Below are 13494 nucleotides of genomic sequence, written 5' to 3' on the forward strand. Positions count from 1 at the left end.
ACGTGCGCGGCGCCCGCCCTCTCCTGACTCTCAGTGTCTTGGCTCTGCTGCTGACCGGATGTTCAACGACGGACGAACCGCCGATCGGCTCCGCCACGGACCGCGCCACAGTCGCCGCTACGGACAGCGCCACAGCTCCCCCAACGGTGTCCGCCTCGCCGGAGACGCCCACGGCCAGCGCGGTGCCCGACGAGCCGGAGCTGGACCACGACTCCCCCGACTCGCTGCACGTCCTGGTCAACAAGCTCCACCCCCTGGACCCGGCCGACTACGCGCCCCAGGACTTGCACGGTCCGGACCTGCCGGCGTCGAAGGCGGGCATGGAACTCCGGGAGGAGGCGGCGGGGGCGGCCGAGGACCTGTTCGCCGCCGCAGCTGCCGACGGCGTGGACCTGACCCTGGTCAGCGCCTACCGCTCCTACGGCTACCAGCAGAGCACCTACGGAGGCTGGGTGGAACGGTACGGCCAGGCCGAGGCAGACCGGATCTCCGCACGCCCCGGCTACTCGGAACACCAGACCGGCCTGGCGATGGACGTCGGAGCTGCGGATGGCGCCTGCACGCTCGAGCAGTGCTTCGGAGACACTCCGGAAGGCGCCTGGGTGGCCGAGCACGCGGCCGAGCACGGGTGGATCATCCGCTACCCGGACGGCGCCGAAGACGTGACCGGCTACTCCCCCGAGCCATGGCACCTGCGGTACGTGGGCACCGAGGCCGCGGCCGGCGTCGTGCAACCCGGCGGGGTACTGGAGACCGCCTGGGGTTTCGCCCCGGCGCCGGACTACGGACCCGATTCCGCCCCTTGACCGAACCGTAGCCAACGGCCGGCACGTCCGCGGATTTGGGCGCCGAATCGCAATGCATTGGGAGCCCGGCCGGGCTGTCCCTCCACCGCCACCCGGCGCACAATTCTTCCACTTGGCGCTGCAGCTGCGGTGCCCCGGGAAGAAGGCACGGCCATGAAGAAACCACTTGCAACCCTCGGGACCTTCGTCCTCGCCGTGGGACTCGCCACGGGCATGAGTGCGGCCGCCCCACCCCCGGCAGCGGCGGCCCCGTACTGCGGCATCACGTGGGGCTCCACCGCCAAGTCCGTCTCCACCATGTCCAGCGCCCAAGTCACCCGGGTCCGTACCGGTCGGCACGAGTGCTATGACCGGTTGGTCGTGGACCTGAACTACAAGGTCAAGGGCTATGCGACGCGCTACGGATCCATCCAGGAGGTCGGCACCGGCACCCATATCCCGATGATCGGACGGGACCTGAGCATCACCGTCTACGCCAACGCCTACACCTCCGCCGGCCGGCCCACCTACAACCCGTCCAACTGGGACAGCGTGGCCAACGTGGCCGGGTACTCCACCTTCCGGCAGGTGGCCTACGGCGGCAGTTTTGAGGGCCACACCGTCTTCGGCATCGGCAACCGCGCCCAGTTGCCGTACCGGGTGATGATTCTTGACGGCCCGGGCACCGGATCACGCCTCGTCGTCGACGTGGCGCACCGGTGGTGATGCCCCTGACCTGCACGCCTCTGTAGCAAGAAGGCCGACGTCCCCGGCGTGTCACCCTCAACCTGTCGACCGCCGGGGACGGGTCGGTCTACCTTGAAACCATGCTCCAGGGATTCAAAGATTTCATCATGAAGGGCAACGTCGTCGATCTCGCCGTTGCCGTCGTCATCGGCTCCGCTTTCGGCGCCGTCATCACCGCCATGGTCGATTCGGTGTTGATGCCATTCATCTCCGGCTTGGTGGGATCACCGAACTTCGACTCATTCGCCGTGGTCACCCTCAACGGCAATGACATCCGGTTCGGGGTGCTGCTGACCGCCGTCGTCAACTTCCTGCTCATCGCCGCCGCCATCTACTTCGTCGTCGTGATGCCCATGAACAAGATGATCGAGCGTCGCAACCGCAAGCTCGGCATCGACCCGGACGCCGTGGAGATCTCCGACGACGTCGTCCTCCTCACCGAGATCCGCGACCTGTTGGCCTCGAACCGTAGCGGTGGCGCCGTGCCGCCGCGCACGGAGGTCTGACCCACCCGTCTCCGCCCTTGCCCTTCGCCACCGAACACACGGTGCGGTTCCCCTCCCGGGGAGCCGCACCGTGTGCGTTGTGGGCTGTGGGCGGGTTACTTCGGGGGGCGGATCAGCTCGGCGGCCTCCGGAGAGAGGTCTTGGCTGTTGACGTAGGCCTGGTCCGATCACCGTGCCGCTCGAGGCGGACCGCATCGATATCGCCTATGACAGCGTCTCCTACATGCTGTACGCCGCCAATCACCAGGCCGACCAGTTCCGGATGGTGGGCGAGCCGGAGCTGCTGGCTCCCATTGCCTTCGGCGTGAAGAAGGGCGAGCAGGAGAAGGTCGACCTGCTGCGCGACTCCGTGCAGGCGCTCATGGACGACGGGGTGTACGAGGACGTCATGGCGGAATGGAACTAGGAGGACCTCTCGCTGGACCAGGTCTACGTCAACAGCGAAGGCATGCCGAAGTCCTGACCCCTGCCCCCTCGGAGCACGGCCACGCTAGAGGTCGAGACTCGCCGAGCGACTCGACAGCCAGCGCGGCCGTGATCTAAGGGACGACGTCAACCTCGGGTGGCCTACAGCGCTTGAAGTCGGTCCAGTCTCGATTGTGGCTCCTCCCCGCCTCCCCGCCAATCGACCTCATAGCCCAGCTGTCGGAGAACTTCCACCGCCGATTGCGGATCATCTCTGACGGCGCTCTTCGTTTGAGTTTGACGCCAAGCCTGCCGTCCAACGTGTAGAGCTTCCCGAGCGTCCTTTGCGTCGTCAATGCCAAACTCGTCGATCAACATTTCCAGGACATCTTCGAGCGCCGGACGAAATCGGTGTCCTCCCACCGGAAAATGAAGGTCCTGCATGAGCGGTACTTGCTCAGAGTCCGAACGGCGACGGCCGCGCCTAGTCCCTGCCCCCGACTTCGTCATGACGTAGGTCAGGGCGTCACGATGCGCATGGATCTGGATATGCGCCGCTGGCACCTGGGAGGCTCGACGTTCATATTCATAGCGAAACAGGGGCTGCCCCGGTGAGACCGATGCGAAGACGTGGACCCTTGAGGAATCAACTGCCAGAAAGCGACTGTGTCCATCGAAACTGCATCTGAAACTCACCTTGAGCAACAGGTGGGGCTTGCCATCCACGGTGAGGACGATACCGTCGCCGGGTTCCTGCTTGACAGAGACCACGGACCTTTCAGGCACAACCTTCGCAGTGAACGGAACACTCCCGGGAACCACAGTTTGCACCCTCGTCGTCAGATCATCTGCGAACACCTGGGCAAGCTCCACGAGCGACGGTTCGTCACTGCTCACCGAGCAAGTACTCCCACTCTTTCAACTCGTCGTACTTGATCAAAGCAGGAGCCTCGACGTCAAATCGATGAGCGCGACGACGAAACTCTCCGATGTTTCCGTACTCGACTTCGATCTCATGACGAAGCTGCGCGTAGCGTCGACGCGCGTCTTCAAGGCTGACCATTTCAACAGTTGCCACGGTGATTTCCTCCTGTACGCCAGCATATTCCTGGAAGATCAAGACTACGAGGGGCCAAGGACACCTTTAGCACCGCCGCCACAATCCCCGCATCCCGTCCTCAGGTCAAGGCCCGATGCACGGCGCCCAGGAGTTCGGCGGATCCTCACAGTCCGGCAGGCTGATGGCGAAACAGACCAGTGCCACGAGCACCACGGTGGCGGCCGCACACACGAGGAAGACCATCCACTTGCCGATCGGGGACACTTCCTCGGCGGGGTCCGTCTCTGCCGGATCGATCTCGGCCAGGTCAAGCTCGGCCGGATCTGGCTCCGCCGGACCCTCCTCAGCCGGGCGTTCCTCGGTCACGCTCAGACCGGGTCAGCGGAGAGCGCGAGCTCGCGCTCGACCACCGCGGCCAAGTCCTCGGCCTCGCGGCGGGCCTGCTCCTCGTCGGAGGCCTCCACCATCACGCGGACCACGGGCTCGGTCCCGGAGGGGCGCAGCAGCACCCGGCCGGTCTCGCCCAGGCGGGCCTCCGCGTCAGCCACGGCGGCCTGGACCTCGGCATCCACGGCTGCACGCTCCCGGTCCACGTCCTTGACATTGATGAGCACCTGCGGGAGGCGTTCCATCACGCCGGCCAGCTCGGCCAGGGTCTGGCCGCTGGCGGCCATGCGGGCGCCCAACTGCAGGCCGGTCAGCACGCCGTCGCCGGTGGTGGCGTAGTCGGAGAAGATCACGTGGCCGGACTGCTCGCCGCCCAGGGAGTAGTTGCCGTGCTTCATGCCGGCCAGCACGTACCGGTCCCCCACCTTGGTCTCCACCAGGCGGACGCCCTCGCGCTGCATGGCCAGCTTCAGCCCGAGGTTGCTCATCACGGTCACCACGAGGGTGTCCTCCTTGAGGCGGCCGCCCTCCTTGAGGGCCACCGCGAGGATGCCCATGATCTGATCCCCGTCCACCACCGTGCCGGTGGCGTCCACGGCCAGGCACCGGTCGGCGTCGCCGTCATGGGCGATCCCGAAGTCCGCACCCGTCTCCACCACCTTGGCCTGGAGCTTCTCCAGGTGGGTGGAGCCGTAGCCGTCATTGATATTGATGCCGTCCGGGTCCGCACCGATCACCACGACGTCGGCGCCGGCGGCCTTGAAGACCTCCGGCGAGCACCCGGCGGCGGCACCGTGGGCGCAGTCGAGCACGACCTTCAGTCCGTCGAGGCGGTGCGGCAGGGTCTTGAGCAGGTGCAGGATATAGCGGTCCTCGGCATCCGCGAAGCGCTGGATGCGCCCGACGTCGGCACCGGTCGGCCGGTGCGGTGCCTCGTCCATCTGCCGCTGGATGGCGTCCTCCTGCTCATCGGTGAGCTTTTCGCCACCGCGCGCCAGGAACTTGATGCCGTTGTCCGGGGCCGGGTTGTGGGAGGCGGAGATCATCACGCCGAAGTCGGCGTCCAGGTCGTCCACCAGGAAGGCTGCGGCCGGGGTGGGGAGCACGCCGGCGTCGTAGACGTCCACGCCCGCGCTGGCCAATCCCGCCGAGACCGCGGAGATGATGAACTCACCGCTGATGCGGGGGTCACGGGCCACCACGGCGACCGGGCGGCGCCCGTGGGTCTCCTGGTGTCCCAGCACCACGGCTGCGGACTGGGCCAGCTGGATCGACAGTTCGACGGTCAGGATCCCATTGGCCAGGCCACGGACGCCGTCAGTTCCGAATAATCTGCTCATCACCGTGGATTCTATGCCCGCCGACTCGATAATCCTCGCCACGGCGTGGCTCGGGTCCTTCAGACCAACGCCAGCAAGCCCCTGACGAGCGCCACGGCCCCGCCCAGTCCGGCCAGGGTGATGGCCACCGTCCGGGCAGTACCCAGCGAGACCTTGCCGGCGAGCCAGGCACCCAGCCGGATGCCGACCACCACGGTGACCACGATGACCGGGAACAGCCACCACGGCGGAAGCTGATCGAACGTGGTGGCGCCCACCATCAGCTTCGTGGCCACGGAGAAGATCCCCATGGTCATGAACGTCGGCTGCATGGTGGCGGCAAAGGAACGCTGGTCCCACCGGGCGAAGCGGGAGTACATCACCATGGCCGGTGCCGCCACGCCGGCGCTGGTGTTGAGGAATCCCCCCACCGCTCCGGCAGCGGCGGTCAGGAACGGCGAGCGGATCCGGGGCACGGACGGCGTCCCGAAGGTCAGGGCCAGGGCTATCAGCACCACCGTACCGATGACGATGTTCAGCCACGCGGGATCGAGTTCCCGCACCATGAAGGCCGCCGGGACGGCCCCCAGCAGTGCCATGGGCAAGAAGAGCAGATAGCGCTGCCAGTCCACGTCCCGGATCACGGCGAGCATGATGAGGAAGCCGGAGACCACCGTGGTCGAGTTCGTCACGAAGACACCGAGCGCCGGGCCCATCAGCAGGGCCAGCACCGGGGCCACCACCAGTCCCACCCCGGTTCCGGAGAGTCGCTGCAGCATCGAACCGACCAGGATGGCGGCCACGGCGGCGAGCACGATGCCGACGGTCATGGCTGTCCCGCCCAGCCCATGGTGTACAGCCGCGCCAGCCGGTGCCTCAGAGGTGTCGCCATGACGCCCCGGGCGAGGCCGTCCCGGCCGCGGCAGATGATCGCGGCGAGAGGGCGCCCCAGCAGCATATTGGCCTCCGCCTGGCGGGCGGCCCGGAGCGCGGCGCCTTGCCGGCTCCGCTCCCAGGCGGCGAACCCCGGCCGGCCCTCCAACGGTCCCGACGCCGGCCCGGCCGCCAGCAGCGGTGCCAGGGCCAGTGCGTCCAGCCAGCCCAGCGTCATTCCCTGGCCGCCGATCGGGCTGATGGCATGCGCCGCGTCCCCGATCAGCACCGTCCGTCCGGCCACCATGCGCCGGGCCAGTTGCCGGTACACGGAGAACGAGCGGACCATGGTGGCGGTCGCGGGATCGGGCAGTTCCGGTAGATCCGACATGTTCTCCTCCCGGCGTTTGCCACGGCGCTCTCCCTGGCGCTCGCGGAGCAACGCGACCAGGTCCTCGGCGCGCTCCGGCCGCTGGTGCCGGCTGGTGTGCACCACCCAGCGGCGCTGACCGCCGGGCAGCGGGAAGGACTCGACCACGCCGTCCCGGTGCAGTTGGATGACGGCGGTCGGCTCTGTACCTCGTCCACCCGGACCTTCACGGTCGGCGAAGTCGCCCATCAGGTAACTGTCTCCCCAGTCCTTGCGGTCCGTGCCGATGGCCGCCAGGCGGCGCACCGTGCTGTGGGCGCCGTCCGCGGCCACGACCACGTCGGCCGTCCACTCCTCAGAGCCAGAGCCAGTCTCCCCCACCGGCCGCACGGACACGCGAACGGGGCCGCCGTCGTCGTTCCCGGGCTGGTCCAGGCCCACCACCTCCACCCCGCGGTGCAGCGCGCCGGGGGCCAGCCGTTCCAGGTGCTCGGCGAGCAGCCGTTCGGTCCGGGACTGCGGCAGGGTCAGGACGAAGGGGTGCCGGGAGTGCACCCCTTCGAATGTCATCTCGCCGAGGCGGCGGCCGTCCCCGTCACCGATCCCGCGGCGCACCGCCAGACCCTCGTCCACGGCGGCCCGATCCAGGCTCAGGACGGCGAGCGCGTCCAGCGCCGGTGGGTGCAGGCCGATGGCGCGCGAGTGCTCGCGGGGGTGCTCGCGGCGTTCCAGGACGATCACCTCCTGGCCCCGGGAGGCCAGCAGGCCGGCGAGGAACAGCCCGACGGGGCCGGCGCCGACGATGAGGATGTCAGCGTGCATCCCACACCGCAAGGTTCCGCCAGGGCAGCTGCGTCTGCACCCGCCAGCCGGGAGGCAGCACGGCGGCGAGCTCCGCCGGGGTGTAGCTGCGGCGGATCGAGGCGAGCCCGTCCGGGCGGATGAACGAGCCGGGGAACAACGGGGTCGCCAGGCCGGCCCCCGCCGAGAAGAGGGCGTAGGCGGTAGGGCTGCGCCGGATGTCACTGTGGACAGCCCGGCGCACGGCCAGCCGCTCCGAATCGGCCAGTAACCCGTCCAGCTCCGCCGGGTCCAGGTGGTGGAGCAGGTGGTTGGACACCACCACGTCATACCGTTCACCGGCGGCCACCAGGTCCCCGCTGGCGGCCCGGCGGAAGGCCAGCCCCGGCACGGCGGGGCGGGCTGTCGCCCAGGCGTGGGCCCGCGCGTCGGGATCAATGGCCGTGATGTTCACGCGGAAGCCGTCCCGCCGGGCCTGCCGCGCCAGCGCGCGGGGCCGGTCCCCGCCGCCGGAGCCGATGTCCAGGACCGTCACGGTGCGGGCGGGGTCCAGCAGCGGGCGGATCCAGCGCCGGTAGGTCAGCTGCCAGCCGGCGACCACCGGGTTGACCACGCCGAAGCCACGGTAGGTCCGGTGCAGCGCGTCCAGGTCACAGTCGGGATCGTCCATCTGCTCCACGGCGGCCGGCCGGCGCTCGCGCAGGTCCAGCGCGGGCAGGCCCCAAGCCGGCAGCCTCATCCCACCAACGTCATCAGGGCCGACTCCACCGTCAGGCCCGGCCCGAACGCCATGGCGCAGACGCGCTCACCGTCCGATCCTGCCCTCGTGCCGGCTCGGGTACCAGCCCCACCCTGACCGTCCTGACCGTCCTGACCAACCTCGCCCGCGCGTTCCAGGATGCGCTGTAGCACGAACAGGACGGTGGCGCTGGACATGTTGCCGTAGTCCCGCAGGGTGTCCCGGGCCGGCTCGAGCTGGGCGTCGGTCAGCTCCAGCCGGGCCTGCACCTTGTCCAGGATGCTGCGCCCGCCGGGGTGGATGGCCCAGTGCTCCAACTCCGTGTAAGGACGGGCGGCCAACTCGGGTTCGGCGGCCAGCAGAGGCTCAAGGGCGCCGGTGATGTGCTCGTCGATGATGTGGGGGACATAAGTGCCGAGGATCATCTCGAAGCCGTGATCGCCGATGTTCCACGCCATGGCCTCCTCCCCCACCGGGGTCAGCACCGTGGCGAAGCCGTCCAGCCGCAGGGCCGGCGTCCGGCCCGTGCCGGTGCCGCCCGCCGTCGCACCCTCCGCAGACCCTCTCTTCCCCGTGTTCTCCCCTGTGCTCACCTCTGTGTTCTCTCCCGTCACAATCGCGGCGCCCGCCCCATCCGAGAAGAGCGAGGCCCCCACGATGGTGTCCTGGTCGTTGGCCACGCGCACGTGCACGGTGCACAGCTCGGCACTGACCACCAGCACGACGGCGGCCGGGTCCGCCTCGCACAGCGCCGCGGCCTCGCGCAGGGCCGGGATGGCGGCATAGCAGCCCATGAACCCCAAGTGGATGCGCTTGGTGGTGGCGGCCAGGCCGAGGCGGCGGACCAGCTGGTAGTCCGGGCCCGGCGAGAAGAAGCCCGTGCAGGAGACGGTGATGACGTGGGTGACGTCCTCGGGGCCGAGGTCGGGGCAGCCGCCAAGCGCTCCGCGGGCGGCCCGCTCGTAGAGGTCGTTGGCGTGGTCAGTGAAGACCGTGTTGCGGACCCCCGTGCTGGGATTGAGGATGTGGCCGGTCTCCGGGTCGAAGAAGGTGCCGGCACCGCTGCCGGTGCCGCGGCCGCCGTCCTGCCATTCCTCCACGACCGTGTGCCGGCGCTCGATGCCCGAGGCGTTGAACGCCGCGGTGATCAGCCGGGTACCGAGCCGGCTCAGTCCGGGCTGCGCCGCCAGCACGTCACGCACCTCCTCCTGGTACAGCACGGTGTGTGGGACGGCGGTGTGCAGCGATCTGAGCAGGGCGGTCATGCCTCATTGTGTGGGGACGGGACCGGTGGGGACAACCGTCAGAGGCCGAAGTTGCGAGCCTGTTCGAGCGCCTCCGCCGCACTGGAGGCGCCGAGCTTGGCGTAGAGGCTGCGGATCTGGCCCTTGATGGTGTTCTCGGAACGGTAGGTGGACTCGGCGATCTCCCGGCGCGTCATACCGGCCCGCAAGGATTGGAGCACCTCGCGTTCGCGGGATGTCAGAGACGGGGCGGCTCGTTCGACCAGCGCGGGGCGGGTCAACTGCTGGAGCCGGGCTTGGCCGGCGTCGTCCACCAGGCCCGCGCTCCGGAAGACGGGCGTCCAGCCCAACGTGTGGAAGCCGGAGAGATCCGCCAGCTCACCGCCATAGTGGTGGATGGTCACCAAGTGGCGCACCACTGTCTCCGGCACCGTGGCAGGTGCGCACCGGGTCCGGGCCAGCACCCCGATCAGCGCGGACAGGTTCCGGTGCCGCTGACCGGTCCGCTCGGGCACGCGCAGGGCCCGCAGGGCGGCATCCGGGTCACCCTTCAACAGGCACCGCAGTGCCTCCAGGTCCGCCAGCTCCTGGCTACGGTCCCAGCCGGGCACCACGGTGAGGTCCCCGGTACTGATCCGCGCCGCGTGAAACGCCTCGCTGAGGATCCGCTTGGCCAGGGGTGATTGGGCTGCGGCAGGCCGTTCCTGACGCCAACCGAGAACCCACCGAGCGCCGTCCGCACCACGGCCTTCATAGCTCGCGGTCCGCACCAACAGCGCCGCATGGCTGGCCCAGAACTCATCCGTGTCCAGGTCTGGTGGCAACCGGTCCAGGACGGCATGGGCCGCCACGATGTCCAGTTCGGTCAACGCCAGATGTGCGCGGGCCACGTCAGCCGCGAATGCGGCGACGTTCCGCGCCACCCGCACCTTGGCCAGCGGTTCATCGACTTTGGCGACCCAGAAGCGTGCCCGGTCCGTGTTCCCCTGCTGGATGGACAGGAGGGCAAGCTTGCCGGCCACCTCGGCGATGAGGGGCTCGGCAGACCCCCGCATGGCCCAGTGAAAGGCCTTCTCATAGGTTGTCTTCGCCTCGGCCAGCCGGTCCGCCAGGTGCAGGGAGATCCCGGCCTGCAGTCCCACGAAGCCGGCCATCACCGGGCGCACGGGCGCGGAGGACAGGGCGGCGGACAGGGCCACGTTGAGTCGCACGGCGGCATCGGCCGACTCCGTGAACAGACCCACTCGGCGCAGGTAGGCGACCTCGATGGTGCCGAGGGCCAGGGCCTGCCGGTCCGGTGTGCGATACAGGCGTGTGGTCCCGGCGCGCAGGCCTTGCAATCCCTCATCGCGGTCGTAGTCCGGGCGGTGGGCGGGCAACGTGAACGGCACGGTGTCCGGGTCGGTGACGCTCAAGAGGCCGGGCATGAATCCGGTGACGTCCACTCCTCCCACCCGTGCACGCGGAAGGCTGCTGACCGCTGAGGCCAGGGCCGGCTCGTTCCACACGAAAAGGTCGGCCCAATGCTCCAGCAGCAGGTCCTCCAGGCGGTTCCAGTCCCGCGCATCCACGGTTCGCTGGACGACGGCCCCGATGTGGCCCGTTGCCGCGAGCGCCCGGTCCACGGCCCGGTTCAGCTCGTCAACACGATGGGGGTGGCTCTCCTGGATCGCGTCCCGCAGACAGTCCCGGACCAGCCACGGCATGAACCAGCCACCGGTGCCGTCCCGGACCAAGAGACCCAGGGACTCCAGGCCCCTCGCGCTCGGCATCGCCCCGAAACCCTCCGGGCGGAAGGCGTCGATGACCTCCTCGGTGAATTGCGGCAGGAACCCGGCCTGGGAGATGCTGCCGTCCACATCCTGCGGGTGCAGCCACCGCATCAGGGCGGAATACAGTGACTGCCGGGCTGTCTGCACTCCCAGCGGGTCCGCGATGAGGATGGCGGCCGGCAGGAACCAGCCCCCGGTCTTCAGGTGGATCCGGTGCGGGGTCAGCGGCAGCGGTGGCCGTCCGGGGTATCCGCCGGGCCGCCCACCTGGCTGCCCACCGAGGTGCCCTTCGGCGGTCAGGGTGCCCGGGTCCCGGTCCGATGCAGGGCCCGGTGCGGGGCTTGCGGCGAGGCGCACGGCGAGAGTGAGGATCTCGTCCTCCGTCAGGAACAGGTCCCGCGGCCCGGCGATGCGCGCGGGAAAGGCGGCGGCGAGGCGCCCCACGGGTGCCCCCTGATCGGCGACGACGGCGACCCGGCCGGCGTCGGGACCCTCCAGAAGGGCGCCCACCCGGCTGACAATCTCTTCCCCACTCACCGCCTGGCCGTTCTGGACGGGCCACGGCAGGACCCGGCCCGCTCCGCCCGCCCAGCCGTGGGCGAACCGCTGGGCCTCCGTCCCGGCCGGGGTGCGCACCACGAGGAGCCGCTCGCCGGCGTCGGGAGAGGCCAGGAAGCGCGGCAGGGCGGGATGGGGCAGGGACTCGGGATCAGGCAGTGACAACAGGGCCATGGGTGCGAGGGCCTCGATGCGGACAGGTGCGGTGGTTGAAGAACCAAGGATGGCACACCTAACACGGCGTTGTCCCTGAGCGGTCGCCCGTGATCGGTGAGGGCCGTCACGGCGAGGGTAAGCTACCCAACAGTCACCACTCCACCATTCGAAGGGACATCCTCGTGAGAGAGACCCGCTTCAGAACCGCCGTGAGGACCATCCTCGCGGCGTTCGCCACGTTGGGGGTGCTGCTGCTCGGTCTCGCCCCCGCGGCCACAGCATCCGGTTACGGTTCCGGGACAGGTGGCTCAGCCGCTGCGCCGGTCGCCGCCGCCGAGGCCAGCGGGATCGTGGCCGCAGACGCCCAGGCCGAGGCCGGTGGGACCGGCGAGACGTACGTCATCGGCACGGACACCACCTTCGCACCGTTCGAGTTCCGGGACGGCGGCGAGCTCGTCGGCATCGACATCGACCTGGTCAAGGCCATCGCCGAGGATCAGGGCTTCGAGGTGGAGTTCCGCTCCCTCGGCTTCAACGCCGCCCTGCAGGCCCTCTCGTCCGACCAGGTGGACGGCGTGATCGCGGGCATGGGCATCACGGAGGAACGCCAGGAGATCTACGACTTCTCCGACCCCTACTTCACCGCCGAACTGCAGTTGGCCGTCAACGGCACCAACGAGGAGGTGCAGGGCTGGGAGGACCTCGAGGGTGAGACCGTGGCCGTGAAAACCGGCTCGCAGTCTGAGGAGTACGCCAAGTCCGTCCAGGACGAGTACGGCTTCGAGATCACCGCCCTGGACCAGACCACCACCATGGTCGAGTCCGTCAAGGCCGGCTCCGCCACCGCCCTGATGGACGACTACCCCGTGCTGGCCTACGGCATCACGCAGGGCTCCGGGCTGAAGACCGTCACCGATCCGGTGCCGGTGGGCGACTACGGCTTCGCCGTGAACAAGGACCAGAACGCCGAGCTGTTGGAGATGTTCAACACCGGCCTGGCCGAGCTGAAGGAGAGCGGCGAATACCAGGAGATCCTGGACACCTACCTGGCCGAGGACGCGCAGACCGGTCCGGACGCCTCCTCCTTCTGGGGACTGATCACCACCACGTTCCCCGCCCTGATGGTCGGCCTCGGCAACACCCTGCTGGTCACCGGCATCTCCTTCGCCCTGGCCATGGCCCTGGGCCTGATGTTCGGCTTCCTCAAGGTCTCCACCAACCCCGTGCTGCGCGGCATCGCCACCGTCTTCGTCAGCGTCTTCCGCGGCACCCCGATCCTGGTCTGGGCCTTCTTCTTCTACTTCGGCCTGCCGCAGCTGATCGGCACCGAGGTGGATATCTGGGTGGCCGGCGTGCTGACCCTGACGCTGAACGGCGCGGCCTACATCGCGGAGATCGTCCGCGGCGCCGTGCAGTCCGTGGACCCCGGGCAGATGGAGGCCTCCCGTTCCCTGGGCCTGGGCTACGGCAAGTCCATGCAGCGGGTGGTGCTGCCGCAGGCCTTCAAGATCATGACGCCCTCGCTGATCAACCAACTGGTGATCATGCTCAAAGACTCCTCCCTGCTGCTGGCCATCGGCTTCGGCGAGCTGCTCTACCAAGCGCAGCAGATCTACGCGGCGAACTTCCGCGTCACCGAGGTGTTGCTGATCGTCGGCATCATCTACTTCGTGGCCATCACCCTGCTGACCCAGCTGGCCAACTTCGTGGATAGGAAGGTCAACAAATGAGCACCCCGGCACCCGATTCCCCGACCCCCGGCACCCCGGAAA

At 68.9% G+C, this 13494-nt stretch carries 14 protein-coding genes; 5 read left to right on the forward strand and 9 right to left on the reverse strand.

Features of this window, described 5'->3' with window-relative positions; all coding sequences use genetic code 11:
• Positions 1 to 38: 38 nt before the first annotated feature.
• From C8E99_RS08000 to C8E99_RS08015, 4 genes are all read left to right on the forward strand, one after another.
• Positions 39 to 806 carry a M15 family metallopeptidase gene (locus C8E99_RS08000; protein ID WP_245952176.1) on the forward strand — a complete coding sequence of 256 codons (768 nt, stop codon included), beginning with the start codon at positions 39 to 41 and terminating at the stop codon, positions 804 to 806.
• A gap of 153 nt (positions 807 to 959) precedes the next feature.
• A complete protein-coding gene (locus tag C8E99_RS08005; RefSeq protein ID WP_115931847.1) occupies positions 960 to 1511 on the forward strand; it encodes an AMIN-like domain-containing (lipo)protein in 552 nt (183 codons plus the stop codon).
• A 101-nt stretch (positions 1512 to 1612) separates the two neighbouring features.
• On the forward strand, positions 1613 to 2038 hold the full coding sequence (mscL, locus tag C8E99_RS08010) for a large conductance mechanosensitive channel protein MscL (protein ID WP_115931848.1): 426 nt from the start codon (positions 1613 to 1615) through the stop codon (positions 2036 to 2038).
• A gap of 172 nt (positions 2039 to 2210) precedes the next feature.
• Positions 2211 to 2444 carry a type 2 periplasmic-binding domain-containing protein gene (locus C8E99_RS08015; RefSeq protein ID WP_115931849.1) on the forward strand — a complete coding sequence of 78 codons (234 nt, stop codon included), beginning with the start codon at positions 2211 to 2213 and terminating at the stop codon, positions 2442 to 2444.
• Between the two features lie 161 nt (positions 2445 to 2605).
• Here the strand turns inward: C8E99_RS08015 and C8E99_RS15775 are convergent, their stop codons facing one another.
• From C8E99_RS15775 to C8E99_RS16205, 9 genes are all read right to left on the reverse strand, one after another.
• On the reverse strand, positions 2606 to 3340 hold the full coding sequence (locus C8E99_RS15775) for a hypothetical protein (protein ID WP_147301208.1): 735 nt from the start codon (positions 3338 to 3340) through the stop codon (positions 2606 to 2608).
• Positions 3330 to 3521, reverse strand: a complete 192-nt coding sequence (locus C8E99_RS08020; protein WP_147301209.1) for a hypothetical protein — start codon at positions 3519 to 3521, stop codon at positions 3330 to 3332. Before C8E99_RS08020 ends, C8E99_RS15775 begins: the two co-directional genes overlap by 11 nt.
• 105 nt (positions 3522 to 3626) lie before the next feature.
• Positions 3627 to 3869, reverse strand: coding sequence for a hypothetical protein (locus C8E99_RS08025; RefSeq protein WP_115931851.1), 243 nt, complete (start codon positions 3867 to 3869; stop codon positions 3627 to 3629).
• Between the two features lie 2 nt (positions 3870 to 3871).
• A complete protein-coding gene (glmM, locus tag C8E99_RS08030; protein ID WP_115931852.1) occupies positions 3872 to 5230 on the reverse strand; it encodes a phosphoglucosamine mutase in 1359 nt (452 codons plus the stop codon).
• A 59-nt stretch (positions 5231 to 5289) separates the two neighbouring features.
• Positions 5290 to 6039, reverse strand: a complete 750-nt coding sequence (locus C8E99_RS08035; protein ID WP_115931853.1) for a sulfite exporter TauE/SafE family protein — start codon at positions 6037 to 6039, stop codon at positions 5290 to 5292.
• Positions 6036 to 7274: an FAD-dependent oxidoreductase gene (locus tag C8E99_RS08040; RefSeq protein ID WP_115931854.1), complete on the reverse strand. Its 1239-nt coding sequence runs from the start codon at positions 7272 to 7274 to the stop codon at positions 6036 to 6038. The genes C8E99_RS08035 and C8E99_RS08040 overlap by 4 nt, the downstream gene beginning before the upstream one ends.
• Positions 7264 to 7992 (reverse strand): class I SAM-dependent methyltransferase, encoded by a 729-nt coding sequence (locus C8E99_RS08045; protein WP_115931855.1) that lies wholly within the window; start codon positions 7990 to 7992, stop codon positions 7264 to 7266. The genes C8E99_RS08040 and C8E99_RS08045 overlap by 11 nt, the downstream gene beginning before the upstream one ends.
• The gene (locus tag C8E99_RS08050; protein WP_115931856.1) at positions 7989 to 9257 is read right to left on the reverse strand and encodes a type III polyketide synthase; all 1269 of its coding nucleotides are present in this window, start codon (positions 9255 to 9257) and stop codon (positions 7989 to 7991) included. Before C8E99_RS08050 ends, C8E99_RS08045 begins: the two co-directional genes overlap by 4 nt.
• Positions 9258 to 9295: 38 nt before the next feature.
• The gene (locus C8E99_RS16205) at positions 9296 to 11740 is read right to left on the reverse strand and encodes a helix-turn-helix transcriptional regulator (RefSeq protein WP_115931857.1); all 2445 of its coding nucleotides are present in this window, start codon (positions 11738 to 11740) and stop codon (positions 9296 to 9298) included.
• Between the two features lie 164 nt (positions 11741 to 11904).
• Between C8E99_RS16205 and C8E99_RS08060 the strand changes: the two genes are divergently transcribed.
• Entirely contained in the window at positions 11905 to 13452 is a 1548-nt protein-coding gene (locus C8E99_RS08060) for an amino acid ABC transporter substrate-binding protein/permease (protein ID WP_425452876.1), read from the forward strand.
• Positions 13453 to 13494: the final 42 nt, after the last annotated feature.

The organism is Citricoccus muralis (assembly GCF_003386075.1).
GTDB classification, from domain to species: Bacteria; Actinomycetota; Actinomycetes; order Actinomycetales; family Micrococcaceae; genus Citricoccus; species Citricoccus muralis.